The 15,913-nt window shown below is 70.7% G+C and carries 13 protein-coding genes; 4 read left to right on the top strand and 9 right to left on the bottom strand.

Going from position 1 to position 15,913, the window contains the following annotated elements:
- Positions 1 to 53: 53 nt before the first annotated feature.
- Positions 54 to 1,079 carry an ATP-dependent 6-phosphofructokinase gene (locus KV381_RS26465; protein WP_030079204.1) on the bottom strand — a complete coding sequence of 342 codons (1,026 nt, stop codon included), beginning with the start codon at positions 1,077 to 1,079 and terminating at the stop codon, positions 54 to 56.
- Positions 1,080 to 1,365: 286 nt separating this feature from the next.
- Between KV381_RS26465 and pta the strand changes: the two genes are divergently transcribed.
- The 3 genes from pta (at position 1,366) to pyk (ending at position 6,245) form a co-directional block, all read left to right on the top strand.
- Positions 1,366 to 3,447: a phosphate acetyltransferase gene (gene pta / locus KV381_RS26460; protein WP_030079206.1), complete on the top strand. Its 2,082-nt coding sequence runs from the start codon at positions 1,366 to 1,368 to the stop codon at positions 3,445 to 3,447.
- 53 nt (positions 3,448 to 3,500) lie between these two features.
- Positions 3,501 to 4,712 carry an acetate kinase gene (locus tag KV381_RS26455; RefSeq protein ID WP_103538618.1) on the top strand — a complete coding sequence of 404 codons (1,212 nt, stop codon included), beginning with the start codon at positions 3,501 to 3,503 and terminating at the stop codon, positions 4,710 to 4,712.
- 102 nt (positions 4,713 to 4,814) lie between these two features.
- On the top strand, positions 4,815 to 6,245 hold the full coding sequence (gene pyk / locus KV381_RS26450; protein WP_030626365.1) for a pyruvate kinase: 1,431 nt from the start codon (positions 4,815 to 4,817) through the stop codon (positions 6,243 to 6,245).
- Positions 6,246 to 6,347: 102 nt separating this feature from the next.
- On the opposite strand, the gene KV381_RS26445 is transcribed toward pyk, so the two are convergent.
- From KV381_RS26445 to KV381_RS26430, 4 genes are all read right to left on the bottom strand, one after another.
- On the bottom strand, positions 6,348 to 7,691 hold the full coding sequence (locus KV381_RS26445; RefSeq protein WP_218786561.1) for a hypothetical protein: 1,344 nt from the start codon (positions 7,689 to 7,691) through the stop codon (positions 6,348 to 6,350).
- Positions 7,681 to 8,244 (bottom strand): DUF6114 domain-containing protein, encoded by a 564-nt coding sequence (locus KV381_RS26440; protein WP_030626360.1) that lies wholly within the window; start codon positions 8,242 to 8,244, stop codon positions 7,681 to 7,683. Before KV381_RS26440 ends, KV381_RS26445 begins: the two co-directional genes overlap by 11 nt.
- 95 nt (positions 8,245 to 8,339) lie before the next feature.
- Positions 8,340 to 8,990, bottom strand: a complete 651-nt coding sequence (locus KV381_RS26435; RefSeq protein ID WP_030079216.1) for a DUF6230 family protein — start codon at positions 8,988 to 8,990, stop codon at positions 8,340 to 8,342.
- A gap of 652 nt (positions 8,991 to 9,642) precedes the next feature.
- Positions 9,643 to 10,614, bottom strand: coding sequence for a tetratricopeptide repeat protein (locus tag KV381_RS26430; RefSeq protein WP_179889495.1), 972 nt, complete (start codon positions 10,612 to 10,614; stop codon positions 9,643 to 9,645).
- A gap of 378 nt (positions 10,615 to 10,992) precedes the next feature.
- Here KV381_RS26430 and KV381_RS26425 point away from each other — a divergent pair, with 378 nt between their 5' ends.
- Entirely contained in the window at positions 10,993 to 11,619 is a 627-nt protein-coding gene (locus KV381_RS26425) for a TetR/AcrR family transcriptional regulator (RefSeq protein WP_030079220.1), read from the top strand.
- On the opposite strand, the gene KV381_RS26420 is transcribed toward KV381_RS26425, so the two are convergent.
- From KV381_RS26420 to KV381_RS26405, 4 genes are all read right to left on the bottom strand, one after another.
- On the bottom strand, positions 11,573 to 12,493 hold the full coding sequence (locus KV381_RS26420) for a sporulation-delaying protein SdpB family protein (protein WP_218786560.1): 921 nt from the start codon (positions 12,491 to 12,493) through the stop codon (positions 11,573 to 11,575). The genes KV381_RS26425 and KV381_RS26420 overlap by 47 nt on opposite strands.
- Positions 12,490 to 13,008, bottom strand: a complete 519-nt coding sequence (locus KV381_RS26415; protein WP_158101236.1) for an SdpA family antimicrobial peptide system protein — start codon at positions 13,006 to 13,008, stop codon at positions 12,490 to 12,492. Before KV381_RS26415 ends, KV381_RS26420 begins: the two co-directional genes overlap by 4 nt.
- 199 nt (positions 13,009 to 13,207) lie before the next feature.
- Positions 13,208 to 13,831, bottom strand: a complete 624-nt coding sequence (locus KV381_RS26410; protein WP_098025710.1) for a hypothetical protein — start codon at positions 13,829 to 13,831, stop codon at positions 13,208 to 13,210.
- A 309-nt stretch (positions 13,832 to 14,140) separates the two neighbouring features.
- Positions 14,141 to 15,841, bottom strand: a complete 1,701-nt coding sequence (locus KV381_RS26405) for a methylmalonyl-CoA mutase (RefSeq protein WP_030626351.1) — start codon at positions 15,839 to 15,841, stop codon at positions 14,141 to 14,143.
- Between the last annotated feature and the right edge of the window lie 72 nt (positions 15,842 to 15,913).

Raw genomic sequence — 15,913 nt, 5'->3', positions numbered from 1 at the left:
TGCGGCCCGTGCGGTTCGCATCAGAAGGACGGCCAGGAGGCCCCGGGCGGCGCCTAGAAGACCGACTCGGCCTCGTACATCCGCTCGGTGGGTACCCGCTTCAGCTGGGTGACGGCGTCGGCGAGCGGGACCATGGCGATGTCGTTGCCGCGCAGGGCGGTCATCCGGCCGAAGTCGCCGCGGTGCACGGCCTCCACGGCGTTCCAGCCGAAGCGGGTGGCGAGCACCCGGTCGTACGCGGTCGGCGTGCCGCCGCGCTGGACATGGCCGAGAATGACCGGCCGGGCCTCCTTGCCGAGGCGGGTCTCCAGCTCGATGGCGAGGCGGTTGCCGATGCCCTGGAAGCGCTCGTGGCCGTACTGGTCGATCTCGCCCTTGGCGTACGGCATGGAGCCCTCGGCCGGGTGCGCGCCCTCGGCGACGCAGATGACGGCGAACTTCTTGCCGCGCGCGAACCGTTCCTCGACCATCTTGACCAGGTCGTCGACCTGGAAGGGCCGCTCGGGCAGGCAGATGCCGTGGGCGCCGCCGGCCATCCCGGACTCCAGGGCGATCCAGCCCGCGTGCCGGCCCATCACCTCGACGACCATCACCCGCTGGTGGGACTCCGCGGTGGTCTTGAGACGGTCTATGGCCTCGGTCGCGACGCCCACCGCCGTGTCGAACCCGAAGGTGCGGTCGGTGGCGGAGATGTCGTTGTCGATGGTCTTCGGGACGCCGACGACCGGCATGCCCGCGTCGGAGAGCATCCGGGCCGCTGTGAGCGTGCCCTCGCCGCCGATCGGGATGAGCGCGTCGATGCCGTAACGGCGGGCCAGCTCCTCGCAGTTCTCGGCGGCCTCGCGGAGCCGGTCGCGCTCCAGGCGGGCCGAGCCGAGGATGGTGCCGCCGCGGGCGAGGATGCCGCTGACCGCGTTGAGGTCGAGGGGGCGGAAGTGGCCGTCGAGCAGCCCCTTGAAGCCGTCCTCGAAGCCGATGACCTCGTCGCCGTGGCCGACGACGGCCCGGTGGACGACCGACCGGATCACTGCGTTCAGGCCGGGGCAGTCGCCGCCCGCGGTGAGAATGCCGATGCGCATCGAGGTATTTCTCCTGCTCGTTCTCGTTGGTGCCGCGCTTTTCCGGGAGGCCGGCCGCACTGGCCCCCGTGCCCTGAACCACCACGAGTCTCCCACGCCCGGCACGGACCCGGCGCTTTCGGCCGGGCCGGTACCTCCGGCGGGCGGCATAGCGGCCCCCGCAGGTATCGTCAAGAGGCAATGCAGGCCATGCCGCACCCGGCGGACCCCGGGCGGGCACGGGGGCATCACCGTACGTCCGGACGCCCCGCGGGTCGCGGCACCGAACATGGACGGGAGACCACGCGTGGCGCGCAGCGTGTACGTGACCGGGATCGACCGGGGGGACGGCCGGCAGGTCGTCGAGCTGGGAGTCATGGAGCTTCTGACGCGTCAGGTGGACCGGGTCGGCGTCTTCCGCCCGCTGGTCCATGACGGACCCGACCGGCTCTACGAGCTGCTGCGGGCCCGCTACCGGCTCTCGCAGAGCCCGGACTCCGTCTACGGCCTGGACTACCACGACGCCTCCACCGTGCAGGCGGAGAAGGGTACCGACGAGCTGGTCTCGCGGCTCGTCGAGCGCTTCCACCAGGTGGCCCGGGAGTACGAGGTGGTCCTCGTCCTCGGCAGCGACTTCGCCGCCACCCAGCTCCCGGACGAGCTGGCGCTCAACGCCCGGCTGGCCAACGAGTTCGGCGCCTCGGTGATCGCGGTCGTCGGCGGCAAGGGGCAGACCGCGGAGTCCGTCCGCGCCGAGACCCGCAACGCCTACCGCGCCTACGCCGGCCTCGGCTGCGATGTGCTGGCGATGGTGGTGAACCGCGTCGCTCCCGAGGACCGGGCGGTGATAGCGGAGCGGCTCACGGCCCGGCTGCCCGTGCCCGTCTCCGTGCTGCCGGACGACCCGGCGCTCTCCGCGCCCACGGTCGCCCAGATCACCGCCGCACTGGGCGGCACCGTGCTGCTCGGCGACGACTCGGGCCTCGCGCGGGACGCGCTGGACTTCGTCTTCGGCGGGGCGATGCTGCCGAATCTGCTGAACGCGCTGACGCCCGGCTGCATGGTCGTCACCCCCGGGGACCGGGCCGACCTGGTGGTGGGTTCGCTGGCCGCGCACAGCGCCGGCACCCCGCCCATCGCGGGCGTCCTGCTGACCCTGAACGAGCGCCCCGGCGAGGAGATACTCACGCTGGCCGCCCGGCTCGCACCGGGTACCCCGGTCGTCTCGGTGGCCGGCGGCTCCTTCCCCACGGCAGCGGAACTCTTCACCCTCGAAGGCAAGTTGAACGCGGCGACGCCCCGCAAGGCGGAGACCGCGCTGGGCCTGTTCGAGCGCCATGTCGACACCGGCGCCCTCCTGGACCGGATCTCGGTGGCCCGCAGCGGACGGGTCACGCCGATGATGTTCGAGCACGAGCTGCTGGAGCAGGCCCGCTCCGACCGCAAGCGCGTGGTGCTGCCGGAGGGCGCCGAGGAGCGGGTGCTGCGCGCCGCCGACGTGCTGCTGCGCCGGGACGTCTGCGATCTGACGCTGCTCGGCGACGTCGACGTGATCCGCAAGAAGGCCGCCGACCTCGGCATCGACCTCGCGGACACCCAGCTGATCGACCCGCAGACCTCGGAGCTGCGTGGGGCGTTCGCCGAGCGGTACGCCGAACTGCGCGCGCACCGCGGGGTGACGGTGGAGCTGGCGCACGACGTGGTGGCGGACGTGAACTACTTCGGCACGCTGATGGTGCAGGAGGGCCTGGCCGACGGGATGGTGTCCGGGTCGGTGCACTCCACGGCGGCCACGATCCGCCCGGCGTTCGAGATCATCAAGACAAAGCCGGACGCGTCGATCGTCTCCTCGGTCTTCTTCATGTGCCTGGCCGACAAGGTCCTCGTGTACGGCGACTGCGCGGTCAACCCGGACCCGAACGCCGAGCAGCTCGCGGACATCGCGGTGCAGTCGGCGGTGACGGCGGCCCGCTTCGGCGTGGAGCCCCGGATCGCGATGCTGTCGTACTCCACCGGGACCTCGGGCTCCGGCGCGGACGTCGACAAGGTGCGCGAGGCCACCGAGCGGGTGCGGGCGGAGCGGCCGGAGCTGCGGGTGGAGGGGCCGATCCAGTACGACGCGGCGGTCGAGCCGTCCGTCGCGGCGACGAAGCTGCCGGACTCGGAGGTGGCCGGGCAGGCCACCGTGCTGATCTTCCCGGACCTGAACACCGGCAACAACACCTACAAGGCCGTGCAGCGCTCGGCGGGTGCGGTGGCGGTCGGTCCGGTGCTCCAGGGGCTGCGCAAGCCGGTCAACGACCTGTCGCGCGGCGCGCTCGTCCAGGACATCGTCAACACCGTCGCGATCACGGCGATCCAGGCGCAGAGCGAGGAGCGTCCCGCATGACGACCCCCACGCCCCCGGCCACTCCCTCCGGCAACGAAAGCACGGCAGCTTCTGTGGAACCGCATCGCGTCCTCGTCCTCAACTCGGGCTCCTCGTCGGTGAAGTACCAGCTCCTCGACATGCGCGACCGCTCCCGGCTCGCCTCGGGCCTGGTCGAGCGGATCGGCGAGGAGACCTCGCGGCTGGCGCACACGCCGCTGGCCGGCGGCGGCGCCGAGCCCCGGGAGCGTACGGGCCGGATCGCGGACCACGACGAGGCGCTGAAGGCGGCGGCCGAGGAGCTGGCGGCGGACGGCCTCGGTCTCGACTCCCCCGAACTCGCCGCGATCGGGCACCGCGTGGTGCACGGCGGGCTGAGGTTCAGCGCGCCGACGGTGATCACCGACGAGGTGCTGAAGGAGATCGAGCGCCTCGTGCCGGTCGCGCCGCTGCACAACCCGGCCAACATCACGGGCATCCGTACGGCACAGGCGCTGCGGCCGGACCTGCCGCAGGTGGCGGTGTTCGACACGGCGTTCCACACGACGATGCCGGAGGCCGCCGCGCGGTACGCGATCGACGTGGAGACCGCCGACGCGCACCGCATCCGCCGCTACGGCTTCCACGGCACCTCGCACGCGTACGTCTCGCGGAAGACGGCCGAGCTGCTGGGCAGGGCCCCGGAGGAGGTGAACGTCATCGTGCTGCACCTGGGCAACGGGGCGTCGGCCTCGGCGGTCGCGGGCGGGCGGTGCGTGGAGACCTCGATGGGGCTGACGCCTTTGGAAGGGCTCGTGATGGGTACCCGCTCCGGGGACATCGATCCGGCGGTCACCTTCCACCTGAAGCGGGTGGCGGGCATGTCGGCCGACGAGATCGATGCCCTGCTGAACAAGAGGAGCGGGCTGGTCGGGCTCTGCGGCGACAACGACATGCGGGTGATCCGCCGCCGGATCGACGAGGGCGACGAGCGGGCCGCGCTGGCCTTCGACATCTACATCCACCGGCTGAAGAAGTACATCGGCGCCTATACGGCGGTGCTCGGCCGGGTGGACGCGGTGGCGTTCACGGCGGGGGTCGGGGAGAACGCGGCTCCGGTGCGGGAAGCTGCCATCGCCGGCCTGGAGGAGCTGGGCATGGCGGTGGACGCCTCGCTCAACTCCGTACGGTCCGGTGAACCGCGGCTGATCTCGCCGGAGTACGCCCGGGTGGCGGTCGCCGTGGTGCCGACGGACGAGGAGCTGGAGATCGCCGACCAGACGTTCGCGCTCGTCGGGAGGCCGTAGTCCACGGTTCGGACAGGTCGACAACTGAGCGGCCCCGCGCCCCTTTGTATCTTCCACCAGACGGAATATTCCGCAGCGAAACAAACCGATAGGATCCGCCTCATGCGCCGTTCCAAAATCGTCTGCACCCTCGGTCCCGCCGTCGACTCCCATGAGCAGCTCGTCGCTCTGATCGAGGCCGGCATGAGCGTGGCCCGTTTCAACTTCAGTCACGGCACCCACGAGGAACACCAGGGCCGTTACGACCGTGTCCGCAAGGCGGCCGCCGAGACCGGCCGCGCGGTGGGCGTGCTCGCCGACCTCCAGGGCCCCAAGATCCGGCTGGCGAAGTTCGCCGAGGGCCCGGTCGAGCTGGTCCGCGGGGACGAGTTCACCATCACCTCCGAGGACGTCCCCGGCGACAAGTCGATCTGCGGCACGACCTACAAGGGTCTGCCCGGCGACGTCACCAAGGGCGACCCGATCCTGATCAACGACGGCAACGTCGAGCTGAAGGTCGTCGCGGTCGAGGGCCCCCGGGTGAAGACCATCGTCATCGAGGGCGGTGTCATCTCCGACCACAAGGGCATCAACCTGCCCGGCGCGGCGGTCAACGTCCCGGCCCTGTCCGAGAAGGACGTCGAGGACCTGCGCTTCGCGCTGCGGATGGGCTGCGACCTGGTCGCCCTCTCCTTCGTCCGGGACGCCGAAGACGTCAAGGACGTCCACAAGGTGATGGACGAGGAGGGCCGCCGGGTCCCCGTCATCGCCAAGGTGGAGAAGCCGCAGGCCGTCGAGCACATGGAGGGCGTCGTCGCGGCGTTCGACGGTGTGATGGTGGCCCGCGGCGACCTCGCCGTGGAGTACCCGCTGGAGAAGGTCCCGATGGTGCAGAAGCGCCTGGTGGAGCTCTGCCGGCGCAACGCCAAGCCGGTGATCGTGGCGACCCAGATGATGGAGTCGATGATCACCAACTCGCGGCCGACCCGCGCCGAGGCGTCCGACGTCGCCAACGCGATCCTGGACGGCGCAGACGCGGTCATGCTGTCCGCCGAGTCCTCGGTGGGCGCGTATCCGATCGAGACGGTCAAGACGATGTCGAAGATCGTCTGCGCCGCCGAGGAGGAGCTGCTCTCCAAGGGCCTCCAGCCGCTGGTCCAGGGCAAGAAGCCCCGTACGCAGGGTGGTTCGGTGGCCCGCGCCGCCTGCGAGATCGCCGACTTCCTCGACGGCAAGGCCCTGGTCGCCTTCACCCAGTCCGGCGACACCGCCCGCCGCCTCTCCCGCTACCGCACGGCCCAGCCGATCCTGGCCTTCACCACGGACGAGAACACCCGCAACCAGCTCGCGCTGAGCTGGGGCGTCGAGTCGTACGTCGTCCCGCACGTGGACAACACCGACGCGATGGTCGACCTGGTCGACGCGGAGCTGCTGAAGCTGAACCGCTACAGCGACGGCGACACGATGGTCATCACCGCCGGCTCGCCCCCCGGCGTCCCGGGCACCACCAACATGGTCCGGGTGCACCACCTGGGCGGCGGCGAGCGGAACTGACCCGCACCCGCTCCACCGCATGACCGTGGGCCGTACTCCTGGTGAGGAGTACGGCCCACGGTGTTGTGCGGCTCCCGGACGGGTTCGGGGGCGGCGCGGCTGCTAGCCCTTGCCGCCTTCCAGGTAGTTGTTCAGTCCCGGAACGGTGAGCGTGCCGCCGAACTGGCCGGCCTGGACCACCTTCACCTTGGTGAAGAAGGCGAAGGGGACGTTCAGCGGCGGCGGGGTCTCCGGGCTGAAGGTGATCGGGATGAGGCCGAAGAGATTGCCCTTCAGCTCCTCCGTGTACATCGTCACCTCGCCGTTGCGGATCGTCGACGTGGAGCCGGGCCGCGACTTCACATGACCGGTGGTGCCCGCGGGGCCGACGGTCAGCTGGTGCAGGTCCTTGATGTCGATGGAGCTGGCAGTGAACTTCAGCACCTTCTTGATGCTGCCGTCCGCCTTCTTCACCTCGACGATGCCGTGGTAGTCCAGCCCGTTGAGGGTGAGCAGCGTCGACTCCAGGGTCCACGGGTCGGACGGGAGCAGCGGGATGCCGGGCTCCAGTTCGGCCGCGGCGAGCGCGTCCGGGTCGGCCTCGGGGCACGGGAAGCGCGGCTTGGCGCCGTCCGGGATGTTCTCGTCCTTCTTGGGGTCGAGTCCCTTGACGTCCTCGTCGAGCTCCTCGACGTCCTTGCCGGCCTTCCCGGCCGCCTCGCGGATGGCGTCGGCCGTCTTGTCGGACGTCTCCTTCGCCTGGTCGGCGGCGTCCTTGACCGGGCCCTTCGCCTCGTCCTCGGGCTCGTCGGACGCCTTCGGGGCCTCGGTCGTCGGGCTCGGGGACGGGCTCGCCGGCTTCTCGTCCCCGGCCTCCTGCCCGGCCTCGTCGTCCGTCTTGTCCGGGCCGTCGAAGAGGTCCTTCAGCGCGTCGCCGAGCCCGAGCGGGTCCAGCGGGTTCTTCGACCTGGTGGGCGTCGGGGTCGCGGAGGGCGTCTCGGCGGGCTTCTCCTGCGCGGCCTGGGCCGACTTGTCCTCGGTGCCGGGCTTCGCGCCGTCCGCCGTGTCCTCGTCCGCGTCGGAGGCCGAACCGCTCGCCGAGGGCTTCGGGGTCGCGGTGTCGTCCTTGCCGGACGCGCCGTCCTTCGTGTCGTCCTTCGCGGTGGCCGACGGGGACGGGGTGGCCTTCGGCGACTCGCTCTCGCTCGGCTCGTCGGACCGGGTGACGCACGGTCCCGGCGCGAACGGGATCTCGGCGCGGTCGTCGGCCAGGGCGAGCTTGGGGGTCAGCCCCATGCCCACGAAGACCGCCGTCGGCATCGCCGCGAGCGCCAGCGCCTTCTTGCCGCTGGGCAGGTGAAGCTTGGTCAGGAGGGACTTCTTGGGGGCCGCGTGACGGGGGCCCCTGCGCTCGCGGAAGTCGTCGCCGGGGTAGGCGTCCGTCCGCTGTCCGTCGTCACCCCGCACGATGCCTCCCGGCGTCGGCGTCGGCTGCCAGGTCGGGCCCGGCGGCCTGCTGCTGGGGCACGGCCGCGGCGTGGAGCGCGTCCTCGTACGGCAGGTCCTTCTCCGACGACGTGCGCCGGGGGTCCTGCTCGTCGAGCTGCTCCTCGTCGCTCCCGGTTTCGCCGGGGGCCCAGGAAACGGACAGGGCTCCGCCGATGAGGGCGAGGACGAACCCGATCACGAAGCCGCCGATGTTGGCGACGGGTATGGAGATCAGCGCGAGCAGGATGGCCGCGACGCCGGCGAACACCCGGACGATGTGGTGGAACCACATCGTCAGACCCAGCGTGATCAGCAGAACCCCGATGATCAGGGAGCCGGCGCCGGCGGTGGTGGACATCGTCAGCGTCATGTTGCCGAGATGCAGGTCGGCGTACGGGAAGTAGGCGATGGGCGCACCGCCGAGGATGGTGAACAGACCCGCCCAGAACGGCCGGTCACCCCGCCAGGCGCGGAAGCGTCGCCGGGCGACGCGAAGGTAGTGCTCGTTCTGCCCTGTGGACTCGGGGCTCATGGAAAACAGCTCCCTGGAACCGGTACTGCCGTGAGAGGAGGAGGGGGGTGGCCGGAAAACCCGCCGAGGGGTGTTCCGGCCACCCGGGCGAGTGCTTAGAAGCACTCCTTGACGCCCGTGTGCAGCCTCAGCTTCAGGTCGCTGAGCTTGAAGGTGCCGGCCGTGGTCGCCCACGCCGTCTGCTTCACGTTGGTCAGCGTCGCCTTGTCGGCGCGCTGCGAGAAGCCTTCCTCCTTCGCCTGGGTGCCCGGCTGGATGCCGATGCTTCCCGGCTTGTTCGGCTTCTTCAGCGAGCCGGCCGCGACACCGATGTCGATGTTCTCGAACTCGGCGTCGGCGTCGAGCTGCGCGACGTCCAGGTAGAGGTTGGTCGCCTTGACCGGCTTCTTCGGGTTCGTACCGGCGTTCAGCATGAGGCTGACGTTGCCGATGAAGGGAACCTTCGGCGTGACCACCGACTGGCACATGTTGGTGATCGTGGCGTCGCTGAAGCCCGACACCGCGACCGCGTGGGCCGCTTCCTTGCCCTCAAGGTCCTTGCCGACGGCGACGCTGCCGTACTGGACGAAGTTCTCGCCCTCCAGCTTGTCGGTGCTGACCTTGAAGCTCTGCCCGGACACACTGAACGACGCCGCCAGCGCGCCCTGTGCGAGGCCGACGCCCACCGCCGCCGTGGCGACGACGCTCGGCACCATGACCAGAGCGAACCGCTTCCATCTCGTCCCACCGCGAACCTGGGAACTCATACTTGCTCCTTCTTCTCGGACGTACATCTCCGGCCGGGCATCGTGCCCGTCTGGGATGGGAGAAGTGCTACGTCCTCGGGGAAGGAGAGCGCCCGTATCGGAGACGTGTCCCGCATCCGATCCACCGGCGTTCACCCCCGAGCGACAACCACTGGCCGCGCGTTCAGCACAGCCGGCCGGACAGGCCCCGCCCGTGAGCGGGAACCCCCCTGTCCGCGGTCGGCGCCACTGCCGCCGACCCACCCGGTGGGGACCCAACAGACCCTCAGGCACCGGCTGGAGACCGGGCTGGAGGTATTGGACCGAGCGTGGCCGATCGTGGTGCATTCACGCCCGCGACACAAGAGGGATCGTTACTGGCTAGTAACGGCCCGATAACCGCAGTGCGACAGGGCGGCATCGCGCGGCGACGCAGGGTGGCACGAAAGGGACATCGGAATGGCGGGAAACTTCCTGGAAACGGGACAGAATCACCAGCCTGCTTTACTGCGAGTAACAGCTCGCATCTTTGTCAAGATTTGGTAAAGCGAGGGCGTCCCGGACCCGCCTTTGGCGTCAGGACGGCAAAACGGCCGCACCGCCGGGGAGGCGGTACGGCCGTCTTGTCACATCGGAACAATCGGACTCGTCCGGAGCGGACGGCGGGCGGGTCTCAGAACAGGACGCGGGCCAGCGCGGTGCGCGCGGCGGTGACCCTGGGGTCCTCCGGGCCGATCACCTCGAACAGTTCCAGCAGCCGCAGCCGGGCGGTGTTCCGGTCGTCGCCGACGGTGCGGCGGACCGCCTCGACGAGCCGGCCGAAGGCGTCCTCCACATGACCGCCGACCAGGTCGAGATCGGCGGCGGCGATCTGGGCGTTCACGTCGTCCGGGTGGTCCGCCGCCTCCTTGCGGACCGCCTGCGGGTCCATGCTCTGCACCCGGCCGAGCAGCTCCGCCTGGGCCAGCCCGAGCTTGGCCTCCGGGTTGCCCGGGTCGTCCGCGAGGACGTTCTTGTACGCCTGGACCGCGCCGCCGAAGTCATTGGCGTCGAGCGCCGACGCGGCGGCCTCCAGCACGGCGTCGTACGGGCCGGCCGGCACCTCGGCCGGGGCCGCGCCCGGCGCCCCGGCGTCCGGGTCGACGACGATCCCGGTCAGCCCGAAGCGCTCCTCGCCGACCTGGATCAGCTGGTCCAGCGTCTCGCGGATCTGGGCCTCGGGGGCCGCGCCCTGGAAGAGCGGGAGGGCCTGTCCGGCGACGACGGCGAAAACGGCCGGAATACCCTGGATGCCGAACTGCTGCATCAGCATCTGGTTGGCGTCGACATCGACCTTGGCCAGCAGGAAGCGGCCGTTGTACTCGACCGCCAGGCGCTCCAGCAGAGGGCCCAGCTGCTTGCACGGCTCACACCACTCGGCCCAGAAGTCGATGACGACGGGCACCTCGGCGGAGCGCTGGAGGACATCGCGCTCGAAGCCTGCTTCATCGACGTCGATCACCAGGGCGGCGGGCGCGACGGCGCCGGTGCCGCCGCTACGGGCGGCGTCCGCGCGGGCCTGCTCCGCCTTGGCCTTGGCCTCACCGGCGGCCTTGACAGCGGCGAGGTCGACAACGCCGCTCATGGACATGTTCCTAGGCTGCATACGTACATCCTCCCCCCTGAGCACACCGTTCCGGAAAGCGAGTGCGAGAACCGGCCCGGTCCGGGCCCCCACCGGCGTGCGGGGGCGGACGGACCGGAGCGGCCGAGGGCCCCTGAAAGGCCCGGGTGGACCTTCCGGATCCCCATCCGGCCGGTCCGAGCGGCTCCGGGTCCCCACCCGGCGCCTGGGCCTCCATGAGACCCGGTGGCTGTCGCTCGTTCGTTCCGTGGCGTACGGGGGCGGGCGAGCCGCCTTCCTTACGCTACGACCCGTAGCGTAACTGCCGATCACCCTGCTGGGACAGGTGATCCCGGTGATCTGTCTCACGGGCACCAAGGCACAACAGTTCTCCCTACCGGCCGGTATGGTCGCCGCATCATGAGCGACAGCGACCCCAAAGCCACCCGAACAGGACGTCCGCGGAGCACCGCGGCCGATGCCGCGATCCTCGAAGCGACGCGGGCGTCCCTGGTCGATCTCGGCTGGTCGAAGCTGACGATGGGCGATGTGGCGACCCGCGCCGGGGTCGCCAAGACGACCCTCTACCGGCGGTGGGCGGGCAAGAACGAACTGGTCGTGGACGCGGTCGCGGTGCTCTTCGACGAGCTGGAGCTGCCCGACCGGGGCAGCCTGGCGGCCGATGTGCAGGGCGTCGTGCTCCAGTTCGCCTCGCTGCTGGAGCTACCGGAGGCCCGGACCGCGCTGATGGCGGTGGTCGCCGAGTCCACCCGCGACGACTCGCTGCGCCGGCGGATCCGCTCGGCGATCGTGGACCGGCAGAAGCGGCTGGTGCTGCTGGGCCGGGAGCGCGCTCAGGCCCGCGGCGAGCTGCGGTACGAGGACGACGCCTCGACGGCCGCCCGCAACGCGGACCTGATCTTCGACGTGATCGCCGGCGCGGTGGTGCACCGCACCCTGGTGAGCGCGGAGCCGGTGGACGCCGAGTGGGCGAGCGGCTTCACCTCGCTGCTGCTGCTGGGGCTGGCGGGCGCTCAGACGGCCTGAGACTCTCCGCACGCGGTCCGGCGCGCAGATGCGCGCCGAGCGGGAGGCAGAGGAGGACGAGCCCCGCCCACATGGCGAAGGCGAAGCTCCACAGCCCCATCATCAGCGCGATGGAGAGATGGAAGAGGAAGCCGGCCGCCAGCAGGTACAGGCGGTGGCGCTGCGGCAGCAGGAGGGCCAGGGCGAGGCCCAGTTCGATGAACAGGGGCACCCAGGTCAGAGCCGCGACCCCCAGAGGCTGCCGGACGACGAGGTCCACCACCGGGTGGAGCCAGCCGGGAGCGCCGAAGGCGAGGTTGTTGGTCCAGTACCACATCGCGGTTCCGTCCGCCCACTCCGCGTGGGGGAGCTTCGCGACGCAGGCCTGGAAGTACAGGAACGACATCTGCAACTGGGCCATGAACAGGGTGGAGCAGCAGGCGAAGGCCGTGACCTGCGAGCGTACCGAGTCTGTCCGCTCCTCCGGCGGATCGTCCCAGTGCCGGCGCCGGGGATCACCGAGGGCCGCGAGGGCGAGGAGGACGGCGAGGTTGCACGCGATCTGATCGCCGCCGTCCGGGATGGCGATGTTGGCCCAGACGCTGTAGGTGATCCACAGGTGCGGCAGCGCCGTCCACCTGGGCCGCCAGCCGGACGCGACGACGAGCAGGACCGCCACGCACACCAGGCGCGCCACGTCCAGCCGTTGCTCGGGAACGTGGCAGAACAGGCCGATCGACCGCAGGCCCTCGCAGCCCACGATGTCGTCGCGGCCCGCGGACGGGCGGAAGAGCGTGTCGGAACCGCTCCACAGCAGGGTGCCCGCTGTGGCCAGGGCCACCAGCGTGCGTGCCAGTCCGTAGACGTTGGTCCACGGCGACGGGAAGGATCTCATCCGCACGTCACCTCCAGGACCCGCACGCTCTTCGGCGTGTGGGTGTCCGCGTAGAAGTCGCGCCAGGCGTACGGAACGGGCAGCTGGTCGACCAGCGCGACCCGGCCGCACAGGGTGGGCGACGGTGACGGGTTGCCGACCGGGGTGATGTCCGCGCTCGCGCGGTCGAGACAGTCCGTCAGCGCACGGCGTTCGCAGGCGAAGGGTTTGCTGTCCTGGACCTGGTAGAACAGCAGGCCGATCTCCAGGCCCTGGGCTCGCGACTCCCTGTTGAAGCCGTACTCGGCGTGCCGGCCCGACCGCAGGCTGCGCCAGGCGCCGTCGACCGGGCCGTAGGGGTCCATGTCCGTCTCCCGCGGGGACTTGGTGAAGAACGCCCACCCTTGGGGGACCACGGTCCGCGTCGTGGATTCCACCGAGGCCTGTCCCGGCAACTTCACCGCGTTGTCCGGCAGTTGTGTCTGCACCACATACAGGAGGAGCACCGCCCACACAGCGGTGACTCCTGCCGCCATGGACCGTGGGACGCGACGGGTACGGGGCGGGGAGAGTGACGGTCGGGCCCACCGGCGGCCGCTCGCTGGCCAGTTCATACGAGGTCTTCCTTCGCTCGTCGCTCGACGCGGTCACCGTTCTCCCCGGGCACCGGGGTGCCGGGGAAGAACGGTGCGGGGTGTCCGGGCCGGGGGACCGGCTCCGGACACCCCGCCGCCGTCAGGCGTCCTTCAGAAGCGTCGTCAGGAGGGCGATGCTCTCCTCCGCCGACAGCATCGGCCGCTGCTCCATCCAGAAGTGCTGGACGTCCCACGCCACCTCGGCGTTGTAGACGGCGACGACGTTGCCGACCACCGCGACGTTCACCGCGACGACGACGGCGACACACGCCCCGGTGCTGCCGTCCCCGCTCTTCTCGATGACCTTGACGTGGTTCTTGAGCAGCGCCGAGGTGTGGTCCAGCGCCGCTTCGACCCGTCGGGGGTCGCCGCTGCGGAGATCGGCGGAGAGCCCGGCGAAGAAGCCCGGCTCGGTCTTCTCCATGACGTCCATCAGCTTGCCGACCGCGGCCACGGACTTGACGCCGCGGTTCTCCTTGAGCGTCTCCTTCGAACTCCGGTAGTAGCCGCCCGCGATGAGGCTGTCGGCCACCCGCCCCTGAGTGAAGACCAGGCCGCCGAACAGGGCGCGGCCGTCCTCCTCCGCCGATGCGGCCTTCTTGACCGCCACGGCGGCCGGCGGGGCCGTCTGTGCCGCGGACGCCTGAGCGGTGCCGACGACACCGGCCCCCAGGGCGACTGCCGCCGCAAGGCCGGTGGCGATCACCTTCGGTGAGAACTGCACAGGAATGCCTCCCATTTCCGTTCCGTGCCCACCGCCGCACCGTGCCGCGACCACGTCCGGGACCACTGGGCCGGCGTGGCTCCGCGTCGAGCGGAAGTCAGGCGGAAGACGGCGGGTGAGCGACCAATGGAGGCAACCAAAGCAGCCGGTCGGAGGCCGGGGTACCCGCCAGAAAGGGGGGTACCCCGCGCGCCCCGGCCTTCGTACGCTCACGGCAGCCGGACGCGCCGGTCCGGGCGCGACCGCCGCGCACGACGAAGCGCTCGACCGGGAACCCCCGGCCGAGCGCTTGCTCTCCTGAACCGACGCTCAGAAGCCCGGCGGCTCCGTGTAGACGCCCCACTCGTCACGCAGCACTCCGCAGATCTCGCCGAGCGTGGCCTCGGCCCGTACGGCGTCGAGCATCGGCGCGATCATGTTGGAGCCGTCGCGGGCGGCGGCGAGCATCGCGTCGAGGGCGGCGGTGACCTTGGCGTCGTCGCGGGCGGCCTTGCGGTCGGCGAGCTGGCTGACCTGGTCGCGCTCGACCTCGTGGCTGACCCGCAGGATCTCCAGGTCGCCGGTGACCGAGCCGTGGTGGACGTTGACGCCGACGACCCGCTTGTCGCCCTTCTCCAGGGCCCGCTGGTACTGGAAGGCGGACTCGGCGATCTCGCCGGTGAACCAGCCGTCCTCGATGCCGCGCAGGATGCCGGAGGTGATCGGCCCGATGGGGTGCTGCCCGTCGGGGTGGGCCCGGGTGCCGCGCTCCCTGATCTGGTCGAAGATCTTCTCGGCCTCGGCCTCGATCCGGTCGGTGAGCTGCTCCACGTACCAGGAGCCGCCCAGCGGGTCGGCCACATTGGCGACGCCGGTCTCCTCCATCAGCACCTGCTGGGTGCGCAGGGCGATCTCGGCGGCCTGCTCGGAGGGGAGCGCGAGGGTCTCGTCGAGGGCGTTGGTGTGCAGCGAGTTCGTGCCGCCCAGGACGGCGGAGAGGGCTTCGACGGCGGTGCGGACGACGTTGTTGTACGGCTGCTGCGCGGTGAGCGAGACCCCGGCGGTCTGGGTGTGGAAGCGCAGCCACTGGGCCTTGTCGGTCTTCGCGCCGTACGTCTCCTTCATCCAGCGGGCCCAGATGCGGCGGGCGGCGCGGAACTTGGCGATCTCCTCGAAGAAGTCGAGGTGCGCGTCGAAGAAGAAGGAGAGCCCGGGGGCGAAGGTGTCGACGTCCAGGCCGCGCGAGAGGCCCAGCTCCACATAGCCGAAGCCGTCCGCGAGCGTGTACGCCAGCTCCTGCGCGGCCGTGGCTCCGGCCTCGCGGATGTGGTAGCCGGAGACGGAGAGCGGCTTGTAGGCGGGGATGGCGGCGGCGCAGTGCTCCATCAGGTCGCCGATGAGGCGCAGATGGGGCTCGGGCTGGAAGAGCCACTCCTTCTGCGCGATGTACTCCTTGAAGATGTCGGTCTGGAGCGTGCCGTTGAGCACGCCCGGGTCGACGCCCTGGCGCTCGGCGGCGACCAGGTACATGCAGAAGACCGGGACGGCCGGGCCGCTGATGGTCATCGAGGTGGTGACATCGCCGAGCGGGATGTCTCCGAAGAGGATCTCCATGTCGGCGGCGGAGTCGATGGCCACCCCGCAGTGGCCGACCTCGCCGAGCGAGCGCGGGTCGTCGGAGTCGCGGCCCATCAGCGTCGGCATGTCGAAGGCGACGCTGAGTCCGCCGCCGCCCGCCGCGAGGATCATCTTGTAGCGCTCGTTGGTCTGCTGGGCGTTGCCGAAGCCGGCGAACTGGCGGATCGTCCACGTACGGCCCCGGTAGCCGGTGGGGTGCAGCCCGCGGGTGAAGGGGTACTCCCCCGGCCAGCCGATCCGCTCGAATCCCTCGTACGTGTCGCCGGGGCGGGGCCCGTACGCGGGCTCGACCGGATCTCCGGAGAGCGTGGTGAAGTCCGCGTCACGCTTGCGGGCCTTGTCGTAACGGGCCTGCCAGCGGAGGCGGCCTTCCTCGATCGCGTCAGCGTCCATACCCTCGAATTTACTAGGACGTCCTAGTAAATGTCGATGGCAAACCGCCCGGCGCTTTGCACGCGGGGCGGT

Origin of the sequence: Streptomyces sp. WY228 (assembly GCF_019287315.1) — a bacterium.
Classification (GTDB): domain Bacteria; phylum Actinomycetota; class Actinomycetes; order Streptomycetales; family Streptomycetaceae; genus Streptomyces; species Streptomyces caviscabies.
Note: the sequence above shows the minus strand (reverse complement) of the source record. Positions and strands in the feature narration are given on the sequence as shown.